Origin of the sequence: Flavobacterium sp. CG_23.5 (assembly GCF_017875765.1) — a bacterium.
Lineage (GTDB): Bacteria > Bacteroidota > Bacteroidia > Flavobacteriales > Flavobacteriaceae > Flavobacterium.
In genome coordinates this window covers 3,186,979-3,208,699 of sequence record NZ_JAGGNA010000001.1, presented here as the reverse complement: position 1 = coordinate 3,208,699, position 21,721 = coordinate 3,186,979, and the positions used below count along the sequence as shown (strand labels likewise).

Here is a 21,721-nt window from a genome sequence, read left to right as displayed (position 1 = left end):
TTTTTATAAAACATCTTGCAACTGAAACCTGAATTTTAGAATTTTACTTTCTCTTTCAATTTCCATCACAATCCATACTTCATTTTCTGATTTCATAAGCGCATTTATTTCCTGCAATGAATACTTATAGGTTGGATTTCCATTTATGGAGATAATTAGGTCCCCTTTTTGTAAACCCAAGGCCGAAGCAGGTGAATTTTTCCGCACATTTGCAATTGAATAAATAGGCTTTAGATTAAATTTATATCTAAATTCATTACTGTTTTTTTCTGTTTTTGTTTTAAAAGGATTTTCCGCCACTACAACTGGAACGGTCTGCAGGTAAACCGTTTCTTGTACCCATATCATTCCTTGTTGCTGGATTTCAATTCCACTTCTGTTGTAATTAAAAGGAGAATTAAATTCTTTGTTTTTCTTTAAATAAAGCAGGGAATTAGTATAATCGAGAATAATTGTAAATCGTCTCAAAATTTCACCTCCTACTGAACCTACTCGGCCAGGCACCATTTTCACACTCTTTATTGAAATTGAATCAGGGAAAGCGACAATAGGTTTTTTAAATTCAAATTCAGCCATTTTAAATTTAAAAATCCGAGCTCTTTTTCCTTCCACATCTCCACTAAATCCTTTGCCTAGATAATCTTGGAAATTTTTAGGAGGTACTTTTATCCATTCCGCTTTTTTATCAAAAAGCCAAAGGGCATCACTGCTACCAATGTCAATTAATAATTTTGCAGGAACTTCTACTGAATCAATCATTACACCATTTATTATGTATGGTTTATTTCTCTCTATCGTGATAGGAACCTTAGTGAATTTTTTTTCTATTTTTTTTCTATTTTTTTCAATGTCGCGATGAATAATGATTCTTTTTTTTTCGTAATTGATTTCCACCAGATTATTTTTAAAAAAGTTATATCCAATAATTCCATTTACAGGAATTCCAACATGAGAAGAAAGATTAAACTCTTGGTCTAAAACAATATATAATAAATGATTGGAAGATTTTAGCCCTTGAATTTCTAAGATATTATTGGTCGATTTCAATCCTTCAATTGCCTCTTCGCTTCCTAAACCTCTTAAAATAATTTTTTCAACATTTAAAAAGCTAATTTCTTTTTTTTCTTCCAAACTAAACAAAATAGTCTCTTCAACACCGGAATCCAATAAAAAATTTAATTCTACACCATTGACTTTAATTGGAATAAAAATCAAATTATTAATGAATTTAAATGGAATACTCACTTTATCCCCTTTATTAGTAAATTTAAATTCATCTTGGCCCAAAATAGGTCCAATGCAAACCGCAAGAAAAAACAATAAAAATACTTTTTTCATTTAAAATCATTTTTATAAAATTACACAAAATATTGAATATTTGTATAGAATTCACAACAATTACAATTCTGTTTAACAGAAATTTTCAAAAAAAAAATGCAATTTTGCACTTCAATAATTGAACCATGCCAAAAATATCCAACAAAGGCAAGAATATGCCCGAATCACCAATTCGTAAATTGGCTCCTTTTGCTGATATAGCAAAGAAAAAAGGACATAAAGTATATCATCTGAACATAGGTCAACCCGATATAAAAACACCTGAAATAGCCATTAATGCGATAAAAAATATTGATTTAACTATTTTGGAATACAGTCATTCTGCAGGGAATGAAAGCTATAGAAGAAAATTATCCCAGTTTTACAAGCAACAAAATGTAGCCGTAGAATTTGAAGATATTATAATTACTACCGGAGGTTCAGAAGCGCTATTATTTGCCTTAGGTACTATTATGGATCAGGGAGATGAAATCATTATTCCTGAGCCTTTTTACGCCAATTACAGTGCTTTTTCCACGGCATCAGGTGGTAGTGTAGTTCCTGTAATTTCAACTATTGACACCGGATTTGCTCTTCCGTCCATTTCCGAATTTGAAAAGTTAATTACACCTAAAACAAAGGCTATACTGATTTGCAATCCGGGGAATCCAACAGGCTATTTGTATTCAAAAGATGAAATCATGCAATTGGCAGCACTAGTAAAGAAATATGATATTTTTTTAATTGCTGATGAAGTGTATAGAGAATTCATTTATGATGGGGACACTCATTATTCTGTAATGAATATTCCAGGGCTTGAAGAACATGTAATCATGGTTGATTCTGTTTCAAAACGATATAGTATGTGTGGTGCAAGAATAGGATGTCTTGTTTCAAAAAATAAAGAAGTAATGGCAACTGCCATGAAATTTGCCCAAGCTCGATTGAGTCCACCAACTGTGGAACAAATTGCATGCGAAGCGGCAATTGATACTCCAAAAAGTTACTTTGATGAAGTAATTTCAGAATATAGAGAGCGCAGGGATACTCTAATAGCTGAATTAAATAAAATAGAAGGTGTCATTGTGACTAAACCAAAAGCGGCATTTTATTGCATTGCACAACTTCCTGTTGACAATGCCGATATTTTTGCACAATGGCTTTTAGAAAGTTACGATTTCAAGGGCGAAACCGTTATGGTAGCTCCCGCTGCAGGCTTTTATTCGACTCCGGGAATGGGTTTAAATCAAGTCCGAATTGCTTATGTACTGAAAAAAGAAGATCTAATAAGTGCAGTACGTGTTTTAAAAGAAGCTATTCCTATTTATAATGCCATACGATTAAAAAAACTAATTGCCGCCCAATAATTACAAGTTAAAAAATCTTGGTTTTATTATTCCAGCAATCTAAAAATCATAAGTACTTTAGTAAAGGCAATAACAAAAAAGTTATTGTCTTTAGTTTTTAAAGCCGATTTATGGACTGAAATTCCCGTTCATCAGCCTATAGTCATCATTAAATAGTAGAAGCGATAGAAATTCTTTAATTTTTATTAATTATCTTTACCCCTTAAAAATATACACCCACTATAATAGTTGCTTTTAATGATAAATAACGAAGAATTTCAAGACGAAATAGGAGACAATCACATTGGTTTATCTGCAAAAAATCCGGTACGCGAAGATGCTTTTGCTATTTCTGATGAAGATAAAATAGAAAAAATAAAAAAAGACGTTGAAAATATTCTAATCACACTTGGAATGGATTTGACGGATGATAGCTTAAAAGGCACGCCCAACCGTGTTGCTAAAATGTTTGTAAAAGAGATTTTTGGAGGATTGAATCCTGCAAAAAAACCAAAAGCTTCTACATTCGACAATAATTATAAATACGGCGAAATGTTAGTTGAAAAAAACATTATCGTTTATTCTACCTGCGAACATCATTTATTACCAATTATAGGAAGAGCTCATGTTGCTTACATTTCTAATGGAAGAGTTATTGGTCTTTCTAAAATGAATCGAATTGTCGAGTACTATGCCAAAAGACCTCAAGTTCAAGAGCGTTTAACAATGCAAATTGTTCAAGAATTGCAAATTGCTTTAGGTACAGAAGATGTAGCGTGCGTTATTGATGCAAAACATCTTTGCGTCAATTCAAGAGGAATTAGTGATATTGAAAGTAGCACAGTGACCTCTGAGTTTGGCGGAAAATTTAAAGACAGTGTAACTCGAAGAGAATTTTTGGATTACATTAAATTAGAAACTAAGTTCTAAAATAAAATAAATTTCATTAGTATCGATAAGCTCTAGCCCTGATGGAAGCGGCATCCTTTTTATGGTCTCGTTCCAAAGAACGAGACAATAAAAAGATATAGCGTACAGCGGGAAATAGCTCCAAAAAACACTCAAATGCCATTATATAAAAGTCAGACTCTAAAAATATACAATTCTCTTTCGGGAGAAAAAGAAACTTTCACACCTATTCACGAAGGAAATGTGGGAATGTATGTATGCGGACCAACGGTTTACAGTAATGTGCACCTTGGAAATGTGAGAACATTTATGTCATTTGATGTGATATTCAGGTACTTTTTGCATTTGGATTACAAAGTACGTTACGTTCGTAATATTACAGATGTGGGTCATATTGTGGATGATGTTGATGAGGGTGAGGATAAAATTGCGAAAAAAGCACGTTTAGAGCAGCTGGAACCTATGGAGGTGGTGCAGCGATATACGGTCGATTTTCATGATATTTTGAATGCTTTCAATTTTTTACCACCAAGTATTGAGCCTACTGCTACAGGACATATTATTGAACAAATAGAAATTATCAAAACTATTGTTGACAAGGGAATTGGTTATGAAGCCAATGGCTCAGTGTATTTTGATGTGGTAAAATTCAATGAAACCAATCATTACGGTATATTAAGCGGTAGAAATATAGAAGATATGCTTGCTAATACCCGTGATCTTGACGGGCAAAGTGACAAAAGAAATCCACAGGATTTTGCGCTTTGGAAAAAAGCAGAGCCCCAACATATCATGCGTTGGCCTTCGCCTTGGAGCGACGGTTTTCCGGGCTGGCATCTAGAATGTACTGCGATGAGCACAAAATATTTAGGCAATCATTTTGACATACATGGTGGTGGAATGGATTTGAAATTTCCTCATCACGAATGTGAAATTGCACAAAATGAGGCTTGTACCGGTCAAACCCCAGTAAACTATTGGATGCATACCAATATGCTGACGTTGAATGGTAAAAAGATGGCTAAATCTACCGGAAATAATATTTTGCCAAGAGAAATTTTAACGGGAGATAATACCATTTTAAGCAAAGCTTTTTCTGCATCGGTAGCTCGATTTTTTATGCTACAAGCACATTACAGAAGCATCCTCGATTTTTCTGATGATGCTATTGTTGCCGCCGAAAAAGGATATAAAAGATTGATGGACGCCATAGAATCATTGAAAGAATTAGGTTCAAGTTCTAGCAGCACATTAGATATTGCAGCTTGGGAACAATCTGGCTATAACGCCATGAATGATGATTTTAACACTCCAATTTTGATTGCACAATTATTTGAAGGTGTTCGCTTTATTAATTTGTTAAAAGAAGGCAAAGAAACGTTGACTGCAACTGATTTAAAGACATTTACTAAAGCAATGGAAGCCTTTGTTTATGACGTTTTAGGTCTTGAAGACGAAAAAATTTCAGATACTAATAATGACAAATTGGAAGGAACAGTAAATATGCTAATTGAAATGAGAAAACAGGCTAGGGATAATAAAAACTTTGCGCTGTCTGATCAAATTCGGGATCAATTGATTGCTTTAGGAATTCAATTGAAAGATGGAAAAGAAGGAACCACGTTCTCGATATAATTGTGATAGTTTTTCCATTAGAAAATTAGATCATGAAATTAATTACACCCTTTGTCATTTTAGTACGATTTTACCAAAATGCAATTTCACCCTTTACTCCTGCTGCCTGTAGATTTGAACCTACTTGCTCTTCGTATATGATAGAGGCATTACAAAAACATGGTTTGTTTCATGGTGGATTTTTAGGGATAAAAAGGATTTTAAGTTGTCATCCTTGGGGTAGAAGCGGATACGATCCTGTACCGAAAAAAAAATGCAATCATGAACATTAACCTTTTATTGGTACGAATTTTACTTTAATTCTTTATTTTTACACCACATTAAAAAACAACGATAAATGACACATGCTTTAAATATAGTTTGGAATCCATCAGAAGGAATTGATTTAGGTTTTTTTGTAATTAGATATTACAGTTTAATGTTTGTAATCGCCTTTGGATTAGGATGGTACATCATGAAGAATATATTTGAACGCGAAAGTGAATCTTTAGAAAAACTAGACTCTTTATTTATTTGGACGGTTCTTGCTACTTTAGTTGGAGCGCGGCTAGGTCACGTTTTATTTTATGATTGGGAATATTTCCGCAATCATTTACTTGAAATATTTCTACCCTTTCGCTTTACACCAAATTTTGAATTTACGGGTTATCAAGGATTAGCAAGTCATGGCGCAGCAATATCAATTATTATTGCCATGTATTTTTACAGTAAAAACATATTAAGAAGACCACAATTATGGATTCTAGACCGAATCGTAATACCTGTTGCCAGTGGCGCCATTTTTGTACGATTAGGTAATTTCTTCAATTCTGAAATTGTCGGAAAAGAAACAACCTCTTCTTTTGGAATTCGTTTCCTTCGAGATAAATTTAGTCCCAATGATGCCGTTAATGCAACTCAAATAGCTAATCCAAAAGATGCTTACCACGCTATTGCCACCGATCCTAAATTTGCTACTTTATTAGAACAAGTTCCTGCGAAGCATCCTGCGCAATTATATGAAGCATTTTGCTATATTTTTGTTTTTGCTATTTTGTTTTTCTTGTATTGGAAAACTGATGCGAGAAAAAAATCAGGATTTTTATTTGGGTTATTTTTAGTACTATTATTTGCAGTTCGTATGGTCGTGGAAGCAGTAAAAGAAAGCCAAGGTGGATTTGAAAACGCTTTAGGGTTGCTATCTACCGGACAGTGGTTAAGTATTCCGTTTATATTAATTGGTTTCTATTTTATTTTCACCGCCGAAAAGCCTGTAAATATAATTTAGTAGAAATTCAATTTAACAAATATAAAGTTGTGTTTTTTTTATCATTGTCTAAAAAACATCAACCATTAGAATATCAAAAAACCTCAAAAGTTATGCTTTTGAGGTTTTTTGATATTTATCTTTTTAAGGAAAAATGGGATTTGAATATTTTGGAAATATCATTCTCGACATATTCAACGCTAAACCAGTAATCATTCGAGGGCATTGCATGTCCGTTATACATTCCATCCCATCCTAAACTTTTTGTACTAATTTCTTTTAGCAATTTACCATAACGATCAAAAATAAAGATTCTGCTATTTGATAAATAATCTAGAGAAAAAATATTCCAATTATCATTAATGCCATCATTATTTGGAGTAAAATATTTAGGATAATTAATGACTAAAACATTAGATTTTGTTATTGGAGCATTACAACCAAATTTATCTTTTACCGTAATCGCGTGCGTACCATATGAAACATATTCAAAAACTGGGCTCTCTTGAAACGGCCCATCATCCAGTTGATATAAATAATCTCCTGGCGCAGTAGCGGTGATGGTTACCACTTGGTTTTCAGCAAAAGCTTGCGTAACAGTCCACTCTACTTTTACGAGCGTGTTCGAAGGCGTAACGGTAACACTTATAGTTTTTGATATAGCGCATTGATTTGCATCTGGCGTAAAAATGTACGAACCGTTATTCATATTATCAATTACAGCAGGTGACCAAGTCCCCTTAACTCCATTAGGAGATGTCAATGGCAAAACAGGAGGAACACTTCCTGCACAAATTGCAAAAGAACTAAAAGCGTGGCTTACACGAGGATTAACAGTAACGATTAATGTTTGGGTTGTAGCACATTGATTCGCATTAGGGGTAAACACATAATTTCCGCTAGCCGTATTATTAATTGTCGCTGGTGACCAGGTTCCTGATACTCCATTAGGGGAAGCCACGTTATTATCTAAAATTGGCGCTGAACTTCCTTCACAAAAGGAGGCAATCGCTGGAAAGTTAGGAACTGTTTTTGGAGTAATTGTAACATTTAGTGTTTGTTTAGTAGCACATTGTCCAGCAGCAGGTGAAAAAATGTAAGACCCACTAGCTGTTGTATTGATTGTTGCAGGCGACCAAGTACCGTTGATCCCATTAGGCGAAGTAGTGCCAAAAACAGGAGCTGGATTCCCAGAGCAAATAGGCGCTATATTAGCAAAATTAGGAGCAATATTTGGCTCAATAGTTATAGTTTTGGTAGTCGCCGGTCCGACAACACATTGCCCAGAATTTGGAGTAAAAGTGTAAGTAACCGCGCCCAGAATCGAAGTATTGACCGTACTAGGGCTCCAAGTTCCTGATATAGCCGGTGTGTTATTTGAATTTAATGGCAATACTGGCGCTGTCGCATTTTGACAAACAGTTGCCGGAATGGTTGTGAAATTCGGTGTTGCTTTTGGTGTTATCGTAACAGCAAGCGTTTGTGTCGTGGCACATGGAAATAGAGTTGAATTTGGAGTAAACAGATTACTCCCGCTAGTCGTATTGTTTATTATTGCTGGCGCCCAAGTTCCTGTAATTCCGTTTGGTGATGTATTCCCTAATAAAGGAGCTGTATCTCCAGAGCAAAACGGCGGAATCTGTGCGAAATTAGGAGTCGTAGTTGAAGTGCCACAAGGTACTGTGCATGTAAATACGGAAAGATCACATGGATATGTCGTATGTGCTACTGTTAAAGTCACAGATTGTCCCGGTAGCAATCCAAATACTTGTAAATTGCTTAGCCCAGTTGATTCAGTAACTGGTGGACCTCCGTCGATTGTATAACTGTAACTATATTGATTGGGTAAACCTGTAGTATTTGTCCAATCAAAAAAAACGGAGCTGTTTTTATCAGCAGCTGCAATTTGAGTAGGGTCACATCTAAGAAGTAATATCTTTGACCCATTATCTGCTACAATAATTACATCAATCTTAGAGCGGGTACTTTCAACACCGCTCACAGTCTCACTTACATAATATGATGTCGTTCCTATAGCAGTTGTTGAAGGAGTCGGAGCTGTTGAAGATGCCGTTCCTCCTATTGCGTTTGTCCCATACCAATTTAAAGTTCCTCCCGCGGAAGGAGTCGCTGTTAAAGGATTAGCCACTTTATTTTGACAATAATAAATTGGTGAAGTAACTGTTGGCGGAGGAGTGGCAATATTAAAAAATTCAGAGGATTTGTTTAGATTTCTTAAAATACTGCTGGTAATATCAATTGCAGGGGTGAATTTTGAGTTATTTAAATTAGTTGCAACAGTAGTAGTCTCAATTTTAATTTCTACTTTATTACTAACTTCACGAGCAAAAAGATTAACATTAATAAGCAAATACATAAAGATTAACAACTTAGTAGATTTCTCCATCGCTTTAAATTTTTAAGATAACTTTAAATACAAAGTGGTAATATATTGGGATTGCTTAGTAAATATATAAAATTAGTAATAATTATAAATTTATTTTTTTAAATATTATTGACTTCGAGGATATAATAATATCAATACCAGGTAATTAATTTCAACTTCAAACTAAGAAAGTGGTATAAAAGTATAATTTTACCTTAATTTTTAATAAGGAAAAGAAAATCCAAATTCTATATTTTTTGTATTATAACCCGAATTAGAATCTTGTAATCCAGCGTTAGAAACATGTCGAAAATTAGGCCTTATGTCAACTGTTACACTATTGATTTTAAAAGTGAACCCTACCGCCAATACATCCGAAAAAGCAAATCCTTTTGACAGCCGCTCTGTTTCAGTATCAGTATACATAGGACCAACACTTCCTAAAAAATAAATACTTGCCGTTTTAAAAACAGGTTTTCGCATCAAAAAACCTATATTAAAAACATATTCTCTTATATTTTTCAACTTGGTAAATCGTTCTCTTTTTTCAATATAATTAGGGTCGTTAGGCTTCACAAAATAAAAGTTCAAAAGCTCGTGCTTTGCAAAGTTTAGTTCTGGCTGCAGCAAGACCTCATACCTAAAGTTCTTTGTATCTTTAAAGGCATAATACACTTGTAGTTTATAATAATTATTAGTGTACGTATAATCGCTGTTTTTTAATTCATTTCCAATACCATAAGCCAAACCTAATATTATTTTACTTCCTTTATACTGAGCGAAAAATGTTTGATAAGTAAAGACGAGAGTTAAAATAAAAAATATTTTTTTTAACATGAAATTTATTTTAAAGACTGATATGTTTCCTGATCATTAAATTACAAATAAAAACTTTAGATTCTCACTTTTGGTTTAAAAAAAAAGAGACTCAACTTACGTTGAATCTCTTTTATAAAAATCTCTGTAAAAGCTATCTTAGCTTTCTTGATGATGTTGTTCGATTAACTTTTTATCTTCTTTAGATATTGTATCAACCAATACTGGTGTTGCAATAAACAATGAAGAATAAGTTCCTACGATTATACCAACTAACATTGCGAATATAAATCCTCTGATAGATTCACCCCCAAAAATAAACATGATAAACAAGACACCAATCATAGTTAATGACGTATTGATAGTTCTTGACATGGTTGAATTAATCGATTTATTAACAATTTCAGCAAAAGTACCCTTTGTTTTTCCATCTAAGAATTCACGAACTCTATCAAATACAATAACGGTATCATTCATAGAGTAACCAATTACAGTAAGAATAGCTGCGATAAAATGCTGGTCTATCTCCATACCAAATGGCATAAATTTGTAACACAATGAATAAATTCCTAAAACAAAAATAACATCATGCGCTACAGCTGCGATTGCTCCTAAACCATATTGCCATTTTCTGAAACTGATAAGTAAGTATAAAAACACAATTAACATCGCTCCCAGAACAGCCCAATAAGCATTAGTTTTTATATCCTCAGCTACTGTAGGTCCAACTTTTGAAGCCTGTACAATACCTAGTTTTTTACCTTCAGACGTTTTTACAAAACTATCATAGGTTAGTCCAGCTGAAAAATGGTGCTTTAAACTATTATACAATAATCTGTTTACTTCTTCATCTGCTTTAACTCCATGCTCTTCCACTTTATATTTTGTAGTAATCTTCAATTGATTATCGTTACCAAATATTTTTGCTTCGGCACTACCAAATACTTTAGTCAATTCGGCTTTCACATCTTCTGCTACTACCGGCTTCTCAAAACGAACTTGGAAAGTTCTTCCTCCAACGAAATCTACACCTTGATCTAATTTATTTGTGAATAATGAAATAACACTAACTACAACTACTATTGCAGAGAAAGCATAAGTCCATTTTTTAATACCTAAGAAATCAAAATGAAAGTTTGTAAAGAAATTTTTAGAAAATCCTGTAACAAAAGTTAAATCATTTTTTCCAGCTATATTTCTGTCAATAAAAATTCTTGCAATAAATATAGAAGTAAATAAAGAGGTAACGATACCTATCAATAATGTTGTAGCAAAACCTTTTATTGGTCCTGAACCAAAAATAAATAATACAGTTCCAATTAAAATATGCGTAACGTTTGCATCTACAATAGAACGCATCGCCCCTTTCCAGCTATATGAAGTTTCAACAGCTTCACCTAGTGTTTTACCCGCACGTAATTCTTCTTTCGCTCTTTCATATATAATGATATTCGCATCTACTGCCGTACCCATTGTCAATACAATACCGGCAATACCTGGCAATGTAAGAACAGCACCTAAACTTGCAAGAATTCCAAACAAGAATAATAAGTTAACTGCTAAAGCGATATTTGCATACCAACCTGCTTTACCGTAGTAAACAATCATCCAAAGTGATACTAATAATAATCCAACAAGCGCAGAATTTGTACCGTTATCAATTGCTTCTTGACCTAAGGATGGTCCTACCACTTCTGATTGAACAATATCTGCTGCAGCTGGTAATTTACCTGCTCTTAAAACATTGGCTAAATCTTTAGTTTGTGTAACATCAAAAGTTCCTGAAATTTCAGATCTACCTCCAGCAATTGGTCCGCTAGAAACCCCTGGTGCAGAATATACAATATCATCCAAAACAATAGCAATATTGCTTTTTTGAGTAAATGCTCTACCTGTTAATTCTTCCCAAGCTTTTGCACCTTGGTTATTCATTTGCATAGACACAGCTGGTTTTCCTGATTGATCAAAAGTATCTTTTGCATCAGTAACAACTCCACCACCCATTGCAGGAATATTATCTCTATTTCCTTTTAATGCATATAATTCTACTGCATCAACATCTTTTCCTTTTGCATCTTTAATTGCTGAAGGAATACCCCAAACAAATTTAGCATAACGTTGATCTCCTGCTAATAAAACTCTAATATCTGCTCTTTTCAAATATCCATTGACAACTGCAGTATCTTTTGGTGAGAAAAGACCAAGAACTGGTCCACCACCTTGACCAATCATTTTATCAAGTAAAGGATTATTTCCTTTCTTTGTCGCTGTTGAATCTTTTCCATCAGTCAATAAAGCACTCAAAGAATCTTTAGCAACAGTTTTAATTTCAGTTTTAGCTATTTCAGTTTTTTTCAAAGACTCATTTGCTGCCATTAAAAAGTTACCTATCTCTTCAATTTTATAAGTTTCCCAAAATTCTAATTGAGCGGTACTTTGCAATAATTTTTTAATTCTATCTACATCTTTAGCACCAGGAAGTTCTACAAGAATTCTTCCAGATTCTCCTAATTTTTGAATATTAGGTTGAGTAACTCCAAATTTATCGATACGTTTTCTTAATACTCCAAAAGCACTCTCTACAGATTCATCAACTTTTCTTTTGATTACTTTTTGTACTTGCGCATCTGTCATTTGAAAATCTACACCACCTTCACCTTGCAAACTTCTATTTGCAAAAATATCTGGGGAAGCTAATTTTACCGATCCTTTTGAATTAGTTTCGAAAGCATCAAAAAATTTATCTAAATATGATTTATTCCCTTCTAAATTTGCAGTGGCATCCGCCAACGATTTATTGAAAACTGGATTTTTAGAATTATTAGATAATCCTTTCAATATGTCTTTAACCGAAATTTGAAGTGTTACATTAATACCACCTTCTAAGTCAAGACCTTTATTGATTTGTTTGTCACTCACTTCATTAAAAGTAAAGTCAGTAAATCCAAGATTAAATACTTTTTCTTTTCCAATGGAATCCAAATATTTAACTTCTTTTTCAGGATTTCCACCAGCAAAAGATTTTGCATCATTTTTTACTTTGCTTGAAACAAAAGTGAAAGAAAGTTGGTAAATACTCACCAATGCAAATAGAATTGCGAAAAATTTAATAAGTCCTTTATTCTGCATTATTACTAAAAATTAATTATTTTTATTTATTTATTTTTGTTTTATCCCAATAAAACATAGTCCTGACATCGATTTTTACTACTAAAAAACAACATTTCGAATTACATCATTTTTTTAAACCGAGCAAATATATAATTTAGGTTAAGATTAACAAATTATTTATGGATTAATCTCATGAAAAAGACTGCAATAATGCAGTCTTCCCTATTTTATAATTAAAATATTATTCTAATATCGATTTTAATGCATCATTCATTTGTCTAACTGCATCAGCGCTTTTAGCAAATAATGCTTTCTCCTGGTCATTTAGTTCAATATCAAGAATTTCTTCTACCCCATTTTTACCAATGATACAAGGAACACCTATGCAAATATCATTTTGGCCATATTCCCCTTCAACAAAAACAGAACAAGCAATCATTTTCTTTTGGTCATTCAATATACTATCCACTAAAAAAGCAACTGAAGCTCCAGGAGCATACCAAGCAGAAGTTCCTAAAAGTCCTGTAAGTGTTGCTCCTCCAACCATAGTATCAGCAGCAACTTTATTCAATGCTTCTTCTGAAAGAAATTGAGATACCGGAATTCCATTATATGAAGCCAATCTAGTTAAAGGAATCATAGTTGTATCACCGTGTCCACCAATCACCATTGCCGAAATGTCATTTGCCGGTTTGTCTAAAGCCAAAGATAAATACGTTCTAAAACGAGAACTATCTAACGCTCCACCCATTCCAATGATTCTGTTTTTTGGCAATCCAGTAGATTTCAATGCTAAATAAGTCATTGTATCCATAGGATTAGAAACTACCACAATAATGGTATCTGGCGAATGTTTCAACACATTTTCAGCAACTGTTTTTACAATTCCTGCATTGATGCCTATTAATTCCTCACGTGTCATTCCCGGTTTTCTAGGGATTCCTGATGTAATTACTACTACATCACTTCCTGCCGTTTTTGAATAATCATTTGTAACACCCGACACTTTAGTATTAAAACCTGTATTTGTAGCACATTGCATAATATCCAAAGCTTTACCTTCAGCAAAACCTTCTCTGATGTCCAATAATACTACTTCGCTTGCAATTCCTCTATAAGAAATTACGTCTGCGCAGGTTGCACCTACATTTCCTGCTCCTATAATGGTAACTTTCATATTTTATAGTTTATTCGATTATTTGTTAATTTGGTTATTTGGTTATTTTTTTATTCTGTTAATCATTAATTCATTCTAAAAAAAAATAGTGATTAATCTTAGTTTACGCATCAATCTTAGCATATACTGCATTTTTCTCAATAAAATCTCTTCTCGGTGGCACCTCATCACCCATTAACATAGAGAAAACTCTATCTGCTTCGGCTAAACTGTCGATTGTTACCTGACGTAACGTTCTAAAACCAGGATCCATTGTTGTTTCCCAAAGTTGTTCCGCATTCATCTCCCCAAGACCTTTATAACGTTGAATTCCTGCGCTTCCGCCCATTCTTTCATTTGCCTGATCACGTTGAACGTCATTCCATGCGTATTCTTTCTTGTTTCCTTTTTTAACTAAATACAAAGGAGGGGCAGCAATATATACGTGACCTTCTTCGATTAATTCTTTCATAAATCTAAAGAAGAATGTCAAAATCAAAGTAGAAATATGACTACCATCGACATCGGCATCACACATAATAATTACTTTATGGTAACGTAATTTTTCTATATTCAATGCTTTACTATCCTCCGCAGTTCCTATTGTAACTCCAAGTGCAGTAAAAATATTTCTAATCTCTTCGTTTTCAAAAACTTTGTGATGCATTGCTTTTTCCACATTCAAAATCTTACCACGCAATGGCAAAATAGCCTGAAATGCACGGTCACGACCTTGCTTAGCTGTTCCACCTGCCGAATCTCCCTCGACAAGATATACTTCACATTTTGCAGGATCTTGCTCGGAACAATCAGAAAGTTTTCCTGGTAATCCACCTCCACCCATTACGGTTTTACGTTGCACCATTTCACGCGCTTTTTTGGCTGCGTGACGGGCTTGTGCCGCAAGAATAACTTTTTGAACAATAATACGAGCGTCATTTGGATTTTCTTCCAAATAATTTTCAATCATTTCACTCACCGCTTGACTTACCGGTGAAACTACTTCTCTATTTCCAAGTTTAGTTTTCGTTTGTCCTTCAAATTGCGGTTCAGCAACTTTTACCGAAATAATAGCCGTAAGTCCTTCACGAAAGTCATCTCCTGAAATATCAAATTTCAATTTATCTAACATTCCGGATGCATCAGCATATTTCTTCAAAGATCTTGTTAGACCCGTTCTAAAACCTTGCAAGTGCGTTCCTCCTTCGTGCGTATTGATATTGTTTACGTAAGAAAAAATGTTTTCGGTATAACTTGTATTATAAATCAAGGCAACCTCAACCGGAATTTCTCCTTTTTCATTATCCATAGAAATAACGTGTGCAATAATTGGCTCACGATTTCCATCCAAATAACGAATGTATTCTTTCAATCCTTCATCAGAATGAAAAACTTCAGAAACAAAATTTCCGTCTTTATCGACCTCTCTTTTATCAGTAAAAGTGATTGTAATTCCTTTATTAAGGTATGACAATTCACGCATACGAGCCGCTAAAGTATCGTATGAAAACTCAATTGTCTGAGTGAAAATAGAATCATCTGGATAAAAAGTAACAATTGTTCCTCTTTTTGTAGTTTCTCCAATTTGTTTTACCGGATAAAGCGCTTTTCCTTTTTCGTATTCTTGTTGGTATATTTTACCATCACTGCTATGAACTGTTGCTATAAGGTGATTCGACAATGCATTTACCACCGACACCCCAACACCGTGAAGCCCTCCAGAAACTTTATAAGAATCCTTATCAAATTTTCCTCCGGCACCAATTTTAGTCATTACGACTTCTAGGGCCGAAACTCCTTCTTTTTTATGAATTCCTACTGGAATACCACGTCCATTATCTTCAACAGAAACAGATCCGTCTTCATTTATATCAACTATTATTGTATCACAATGCCCACCCATTGCCTCATCAATAGAGTTATCTACCACTTCATAAACTAAATGATGCAGTCCTCGAACACCTACATCTCCAATATACATCGATGGACGCATTCTTACGTGCTCCATTCCTTCTAATGCTTGAATACTATCTGCTGAATAATTGTCCTTCTTGATTTCTTCGCTCATATATTTTAATCTAAAAAAATGTAATTTTTGTCTAACACGCAAATATATAAAAACACAATTTATATAACCGTTAAAATCACATTTTAAGCACTTAAGTTATTAACATTTGTTAGGAAAATAGCAATTTCAAAAATCAATTTCAATTTCAAAAAAAATAAAAAAAATCAAACTTAGTATAAAAAACAAATTTCCAAAACAAACATAAAAAAAATGCTATTTTGGAAATTTGAAATTATTATAATCTAATTGAGATTGAAATTGCTATGCTATTGCTGTTTTTTATTCAACAACAACTTCTTATTTAGCAATTTCCGTATCCGGTTTTACGTGTGCAGCATTAGCTCTTCCGCTTGGATCTTGGTTTTCCTGCCATTTTGGAATCCATTTTCTAACCGTTTGTGCCGCACTTACTTGCGGGTAATGTTTATTAAAAATCTTCCTATATAAATAAGCTTCCTTAGTAGTTGGGGAGTTATAAGGAAATTCAGCTGCGGCACCTGCTAATTCCTCATCAGTTACTTTAGAACAACAATATTCAATCAATTGATTGATCCACTGATACCCTACTCCATCTGAAAACTGCTCTTTTTGTCTCCACAATACTTCCTCTGGCAAATACGGATCGTTTGGCGTATCGAAAGCTTTTCTCAAAATATATTTTTCTTTACCGTCGTACGTTTTAGGCATTTTCTCTACTGCTTTGATACGAACGGCCAAATCTAAGAATGCTTTGTCTAAAAACGGCACTCTAGTTTCTAAACCATGGGCCATTGTTGATTTGTCCGCTCTTAATAAATCGGCAGTAAATAATTTTTGGACTCTCTCAATTGTTTCTTTTTGAAATTCTACTGCTGATGGTGCATTTCTAAAATACAAATATCCTCCAAAAATCTCATCTGCTCCTTCTCCCGAAAGCACTACTTTTATTCCTAGGTCCGCAATCGCCTTCGACAAGAAATACATTGGCGCGCTCGCTCGTATCGATGTTACATCATACGTTTCAAGGTGCCAAATCAATTTATCCAAGATTTCAATCCCTTCTTCGATTGTAAAATGAATTTCATGGTGTTCCGTTCCTAAAAATTCGGCCACTTTTTTTGCTGCTTTTGCATCTGGCGCATCAGCATTTAATCCGATAGAGAATGACTGTAATTTTTTACCGCTTTCCGCCAATAACCGGGAAGCAATCGCTGATGTCAATGAAGAGTCTAATCCTCCCGAAAGCAACACTCCAATAGGCACATCACTCATTAACCGCTTACGCGTAGCTTCGGTCAACGTTTCTCGGATTAAATCTAAATCTAACTCTTGGTCAGCTTTTAAATAATCTTCATATTCCGGTTTGTAGTATTTTACAAAACCCGTTTTTTTAGTGTAATAATGTGCTGGAGGAAAAGTAGAAAATGTTGTGCATTGGTCAGCAATAGGTTTCATTTCAGAAGAAAAATAAATTCTTCCTCTTTGGTCCAAACCATAATACAAAGGTTTTACTCCCAATGGGTCTCTAGCCGCTATAAAATCATTTCCATCTACAACAACAAAAGCCCAGTCACCATCAAGCATGTTACAAAAATCATAACCAAATTCTTCATATAAATGTACAATTACTTCCGAATCCGATTTAGTTCTAAAAGTATGCTCTTTTAAAATACCATCTCTCAATTCCTGATGATTGTAGATTTCACCATTATGAACCATGTAAGCGGTTTTCGTACCTTTTATTGGTTGTTTTCCGGAATGCAGATCGATGATAGACAAACGTTCATGACTTAATATATGCCCGTTTTCCATAACATGTAAATCGCTTTCATCCGGTCCACGATGTGACATCCGTTTTGAAAGCTCTCGAACTATTTGCTCCTCTTTTCCCTTTCCAATAATGGCTAATATTCCACACATAACTATTCTATTTTTAACATTCCTGTTTATTGTGACAATACAAATATGCATCAATAGTTACAATAACAAAACACAAAATCACAATTAAGTTACAATAAACAATCAAAAACCCCAATTTAGACAAAAATTACAATATGCAAGACTTATTCCTTTTGTCTCATAAACCGCACTTGCTTATCAACACTCTTGGTCTTCTATTATTAAAATTCCGAGTACAGCAACTTATTTTAGGAATCGGTAAACAAAGAAAAAACGCCCCCAAAAAATGAGAGCGTTTCCTTAATTATAAACTTTTAAAAAATTATCTTATGCTTTTACATAGGCATCGTCATGAACACTAGCAACAGCTCTTCCTGAAGGATCATTCATGTTTTTGAATGCTTCATCCCATTCTAAAGCGATTTTTGTACTACAGGCTACACTTGCTTCTTGAGGCACACATAATGCGGCTGCATCACTAGGAAAATGTTCCGCAAAGATGGAACGATAGTAATACTCTTCTTTAGAAGTTGGCGTTTGCAAAGGAAACTTGAATTTGGCATTTAACAATTGCTCATCAGAAACTTCTTTAGCAACCACTTCTTTCAAAGTATCGATCCAGCTATATCCAACTCCATCACTAAACTGTTCTTTTTGTCTCCAAGCTACACTTGGAGGCAACATCTCTTCAAAAGCCTTACGAACCACCCACTTCTCCATTGGATGTTCGCTATTAATCATTTTGTCTTGTGGATTAACTCTCATCGCTACATCCATGAATTCTTTGTCCAAAAATGGCACACGTCCTTCAATTCCCCAAGCTGCTAAACTTTTGTTTGCACGCAAACAATCGTACATGTGCAATTTGCTTAATTTACGAACGGTTTCTTCATGAAATTCTCTCGCATTTGGTGCTTTATGGAAATATAAATATCCTCCAAATAACTCATCGGCACCTTCACCGGACAATACCATTTTAATCCCCATTGATTTAATAACTCTTGCCATTAACCACATTGGTGTTGATGCTCTAACAGTAGTCACATCATACGTTTCAAGATTGTAAATCACATCGCGAATAGCATCTAAACCTTCTTGAATAGTGAATTTAATTTCGTGATGAATGGTTCCAATATGATCCGCTACAACACGAGCTGCGGCTAAATCAGGAGAACCTTCTAATCCTACAGAGAAAGAGTGCAATTGTGGATACCAAGCATCGGCAACATCACCTGACTCGATACGTTTTTGCGCATATTTTTTGGCTACAGCCGACGTAATCGATGAATCCAAACCTCCCGAAAGCAAGACCCCATAAGGCACATCACTCATCAATTGTCTATGAACAGCAGCTTCAAGTGCCACTTTTATATCGTCTATACTGGTCACGTTATCTTTTACAGCATCATAATCTACCCATTCTCTTTTATACCATTGTACAAATTCTCCATCCTTGCTAGACATATAGTGTCCAGGAGGAAATAATTGAATTTTTGTACAATATCCTTCTAATGCCTTCAACTCTGAAGCCACATAAAAAGTACCATTCTTATCCCAACCAATGTACAATGGAATAATACCCATGTGATCACGAGCAATAAAATACTCGTCTTTTTCTACATCATAAATTGCAAATCCAAAAATACCATTTAACTCATCTATAAAATGAACTCCTTTTTCTTTATAAAGTGCCAAAATAACTTCGCAATCACTTTCAGTTTGAAAAGTATATTTTCCTTCAAATTGTTTGCGCAATTCTCTATGGTTGTAAATTTCACCATTGGCAGCCAAAACAAGATTTTTATCTTGACTAAACAAAGGTTGTTTCCCTGAAGCTGGATCTACAATAGCCAATCGTTCGTGGGATAAAATAACTTTGTCATTACTGAAAATTCCACTCCAATCCGGACCACGATGACGAATTAATTTAGACATTTCTAATACTTGCGGTCTTAAAACATCAACTTTCTGTTTTAAATCAAAGGCACATACTATTCCACACATAACTATATATTTTAATATTTTATTTAATTTTATAAGGCAAAGATGCAATAACAGTTACGTTTACAAAACATAAATGCGTATTTTAGTTATAAATTAAAACTAAATATACGCATTTGCATACTAAATGTAAACTAATACCCCCAAACCTACATTCAAAAATTATAAATTATCATTTCCGAAGGTTGCTTTATTTTACTTTGGTTCCTTTTAAGTAGGTTGCTAAAGGAATCATTTTAACAATTTTATTTTCATTGACCTTCATTAAATCCTGATCATAAATTACAAAATCAGCCCATTTCCCTGCTTCCAGACTTCCTTTCTCTTTTTCTTCGAAATTAGAATAGGCTGCCCAAATCGTCATCCCTTTTAAGGTTTCTTCTCTGGTCAATGCGTTTTCCATTTGAAAACCTCCTTTCGGGAAATTTTTACTGTCTTTTCTGGCAACTGCAGCATGAAAAGTCAGCATAGGATTTACTTCTTCTACAGGAAAATCAGTACCCAAAGCCACAATTCCTCCTTTTTGAAGCAACTTTTTATAAGCATAGGCATTTTTCAATCTTTCTTTCCCCAATCGTTCCACCGCCCAATACATATCTGAAGTTGCATGGGTTGGCTGCACAGAAGGAATAATTCCGAGCTTAAAATAATCAAAATCTTGTTCCCGTATAACCTGAGCATGTTCGATTTTCCATCTTCGGTCTTTTTTACCAGCTAAAACTTCTTTGTAAATTTTCAATAGCACCGTATTCGCCGAATCTCCAATAGCATGTGAATTCAACTGAAAAGGAGAATTTGCAATTTGTTTGGCAATAGATTTCATGTTCGAAATAGGCGAAAGTAATGCCCCAAATTGTTTCGGCATATCTGAATAAGCTTTGTGCATACAAGCGCCACGCGAACCCAAAGCGCCGTCTCCATACATTTTAAAAGATCGCACATCCAGATTATCTGTTTTATAAACCCCTTTTTTAAGATATAAATCGATGTTCTTCTGGTTAGCAGAAACCATTGCATAAACGTTTAGTTTCATCAACTTTGCTTTTTGCAAACTATCTATTAAATCAATAATTTCCGGATCTAGTCCCGCATCGTTTATCGTTGTCAAACCATTTCTAAACATTACTTTTTCGGCGTCCAATAAGGCGGCGATTTGTATTTTACGGCTTGGTTTAGGAATTATTTTAAAAACTAATTCCATTGGATTATCTACCAAAATTCCTGTTGGTTCTCCATTCACCATTTCAATCTGACCGCCAACTGCTTTAGTGTCTTTTGTAATCCCGGCCAATTTCAACGCTTTACTGTTCACAATAATGGCATGACCATCTATTCTGTTTAACACGACGGGGATATTTGGAAAATTTTTATCCAAAATTTCTTTAGAGGGATATTTCTTTATTTCCCAATCATTCTGATCCCAGCCATTTCCAACAATAAACTCAGGATTTTTCTCTTTTTGAAAAGTCTTTATACGGGCAATTATTTCGTCCATACTTTTAGTTCCTCTCAAATCAACTTCTTGCAGATTGAGACCAAAACCATAAAAATGACAATGCGCATCTATTAAACCCGGATAGATAAATTTTCCCTTGGCTTCTATAGTGTTTTTAGACTCGTAGGCATTAGCTATTTCCTCATCGGAACCAATTGCTAAAATTCTGCCTTTATCGATTGCCATAGCCCATGCTTTACCAAAAGTCTTATTTACAGTATAAATAGTAGCATTAGTAACAATAGTGTCAACGTGAATTTTATTTTTTTGATTACAAGAAATCAATAAAAACAAAGCAAAAAGTAGTGTAATTCGTTTCATTATGTACAGTTTATTTAGGCTAATATAAAGAAAGAA

14 protein-coding genes are annotated in these 21,721 nt (G+C 34.2%); 5 read left to right on the top strand and 9 right to left on the bottom strand.

All coding sequences use genetic code 11. The features are described 5' to 3' along the window. Positions 1 to 3: 3 nt before the first annotated feature. Positions 4 to 1,338 (bottom strand): PDZ domain-containing protein, encoded by a 1,335-nt coding sequence (locus H4V97_RS13860; RefSeq protein WP_209550009.1) that lies wholly within the window; start codon positions 1,336 to 1,338, stop codon positions 4 to 6. A gap of 125 nt (positions 1,339 to 1,463) precedes the next feature. On the opposite strand from H4V97_RS13860, the gene H4V97_RS13855 reads away from it, so the two are divergent. The 5 genes from H4V97_RS13855 to lgt all read left to right on the top strand — a co-directional run bounded on the left by H4V97_RS13855 (position 1,464) and on the right by lgt (position 6,474). After that, complete coding sequence (locus H4V97_RS13855) at positions 1,464 to 2,684, top strand: pyridoxal phosphate-dependent aminotransferase (RefSeq protein WP_209550008.1); 1,221 nt, start codon at positions 1,464 to 1,466, stop codon at positions 2,682 to 2,684. A 237-nt stretch (positions 2,685 to 2,921) separates the two neighbouring features. Then, on the top strand, positions 2,922 to 3,593 hold the full coding sequence (gene folE / locus H4V97_RS13850) for a GTP cyclohydrolase I FolE (protein ID WP_209550007.1): 672 nt from the start codon (positions 2,922 to 2,924) through the stop codon (positions 3,591 to 3,593). A gap of 135 nt (positions 3,594 to 3,728) precedes the next feature. Then, positions 3,729 to 5,207 carry a cysteine--tRNA ligase gene (cysS, locus tag H4V97_RS13845; protein WP_209550006.1) on the top strand — a complete coding sequence of 493 codons (1,479 nt, stop codon included), beginning with the start codon at positions 3,729 to 3,731 and terminating at the stop codon, positions 5,205 to 5,207. A 32-nt stretch (positions 5,208 to 5,239) separates the two neighbouring features. After that, a complete protein-coding gene (yidD, locus tag H4V97_RS13840) occupies positions 5,240 to 5,479 on the top strand; it encodes a membrane protein insertion efficiency factor YidD (RefSeq protein ID WP_209550005.1) in 240 nt (79 codons plus the stop codon). 65 nt (positions 5,480 to 5,544) lie between these two features. Next, on the top strand, positions 5,545 to 6,474 hold the full coding sequence (lgt, locus tag H4V97_RS13835; protein ID WP_209550004.1) for a prolipoprotein diacylglyceryl transferase: 930 nt from the start codon (positions 5,545 to 5,547) through the stop codon (positions 6,472 to 6,474). A gap of 115 nt (positions 6,475 to 6,589) precedes the next feature. Here lgt and H4V97_RS13830 read toward each other — a convergent pair whose 3' ends face one another. From H4V97_RS13830 to H4V97_RS13795, 8 genes are all read right to left on the bottom strand, one after another. Continuing rightward, on the bottom strand, positions 6,590 to 8,860 hold the full coding sequence (locus H4V97_RS13830; RefSeq protein ID WP_209550003.1) for a T9SS type B sorting domain-containing protein: 2,271 nt from the start codon (positions 8,858 to 8,860) through the stop codon (positions 6,590 to 6,592). Positions 8,861 to 9,061: 201 nt separating this feature from the next. After that, on the bottom strand, positions 9,062 to 9,676 hold the full coding sequence (locus tag H4V97_RS13825) for an acyloxyacyl hydrolase (protein ID WP_196850683.1): 615 nt from the start codon (positions 9,674 to 9,676) through the stop codon (positions 9,062 to 9,064). A 138-nt stretch (positions 9,677 to 9,814) separates the two neighbouring features. Next, positions 9,815 to 12,784 (bottom strand): protein translocase subunit SecDF, encoded by a 2,970-nt coding sequence (gene secDF, locus H4V97_RS13820; protein WP_209550002.1) that lies wholly within the window; start codon positions 12,782 to 12,784, stop codon positions 9,815 to 9,817. Positions 12,785 to 13,007: 223 nt separating this feature from the next. Further along, on the bottom strand, positions 13,008 to 13,943 hold the full coding sequence (mdh, locus tag H4V97_RS13815; protein ID WP_209550001.1) for a malate dehydrogenase: 936 nt from the start codon (positions 13,941 to 13,943) through the stop codon (positions 13,008 to 13,010). A 103-nt stretch (positions 13,944 to 14,046) separates the two neighbouring features. Then, positions 14,047 to 15,990 (bottom strand): DNA topoisomerase (ATP-hydrolyzing) subunit B, encoded by a 1,944-nt coding sequence (gyrB, locus tag H4V97_RS13810; protein ID WP_209550000.1) that lies wholly within the window; start codon positions 15,988 to 15,990, stop codon positions 14,047 to 14,049. Between the two features lie 297 nt (positions 15,991 to 16,287). Then, the gene (gene asnB / locus H4V97_RS13805; protein WP_209549999.1) at positions 16,288 to 17,889 is read right to left on the bottom strand and encodes an asparagine synthase B; all 1,602 of its coding nucleotides are present in this window, start codon (positions 17,887 to 17,889) and stop codon (positions 16,288 to 16,290) included. Positions 17,890 to 18,195: 306 nt separating this feature from the next. After that, a complete protein-coding gene (gene asnB / locus H4V97_RS13800) occupies positions 18,196 to 19,872 on the bottom strand; it encodes an asparagine synthase B (RefSeq protein ID WP_209549998.1) in 1,677 nt (558 codons plus the stop codon). Positions 19,873 to 20,059: 187 nt separating this feature from the next. Beyond that, on the bottom strand, positions 20,060 to 21,685 hold the full coding sequence (locus tag H4V97_RS13795) for an amidohydrolase (protein WP_209549997.1): 1,626 nt from the start codon (positions 21,683 to 21,685) through the stop codon (positions 20,060 to 20,062). Between the last annotated feature and the right edge of the window lie 36 nt (positions 21,686 to 21,721).

What these genes read in the sequence shown, in the direction of transcription:
- secDF (WP_209550002.1), bottom strand. Translation starts at nt 12,784, where the DNA reads ATGCAGAATAAAGGACTTATTAAATTTTTCGCAATTCTATTTGCATTG.
- yidD (WP_209550005.1), top strand. Translation starts at nt 5,240, where the DNA reads ATGAAATTAATTACACCCTTTGTCATTTTAGTACGATTTTACCAAAAT.
- mdh (WP_209550001.1), bottom strand. Translation starts at nt 13,943, where the DNA reads ATGAAAGTTACCATTATAGGAGCAGGAAATGTAGGTGCAACCTGCGCA.
- H4V97_RS13825 (WP_196850683.1), bottom strand. Translation starts at nt 9,676, where the DNA reads ATGTTAAAAAAAATATTTTTTATTTTAACTCTCGTCTTTACTTATCAA.
- asnB (WP_209549998.1), bottom strand. Translation starts at nt 19,872, where the DNA reads ATGTGTGGAATAGTATGTGCCTTTGATTTAAAACAGAAAGTTGATGTT.
- H4V97_RS13795 (WP_209549997.1), bottom strand. Translation starts at nt 21,685, where the DNA reads ATGAAACGAATTACACTACTTTTTGCTTTGTTTTTATTGATTTCTTGT.
- asnB (WP_209549999.1), bottom strand. Translation starts at nt 17,889, where the DNA reads ATGTGTGGAATATTAGCCATTATTGGAAAGGGAAAAGAGGAGCAAATA.
- gyrB (WP_209550000.1), bottom strand. Translation starts at nt 15,990, where the DNA reads ATGAGCGAAGAAATCAAGAAGGACAATTATTCAGCAGATAGTATTCAA.
- H4V97_RS13830 (WP_209550003.1), bottom strand. Translation starts at nt 8,860, where the DNA reads ATGGAGAAATCTACTAAGTTGTTAATCTTTATGTATTTGCTTATTAAT.
- cysS (WP_209550006.1), top strand. Translation starts at nt 3,729, where the DNA reads ATGCCATTATATAAAAGTCAGACTCTAAAAATATACAATTCTCTTTCG.
- folE (WP_209550007.1), top strand. Translation starts at nt 2,922, where the DNA reads ATGATAAATAACGAAGAATTTCAAGACGAAATAGGAGACAATCACATT.
- H4V97_RS13860 (WP_209550009.1), bottom strand. Translation starts at nt 1,338, where the DNA reads ATGAAAAAAGTATTTTTATTGTTTTTTCTTGCGGTTTGCATTGGACCT.
- H4V97_RS13855 (WP_209550008.1), top strand. Translation starts at nt 1,464, where the DNA reads ATGCCAAAAATATCCAACAAAGGCAAGAATATGCCCGAATCACCAATT.
- lgt (WP_209550004.1), top strand. Translation starts at nt 5,545, where the DNA reads ATGACACATGCTTTAAATATAGTTTGGAATCCATCAGAAGGAATTGAT.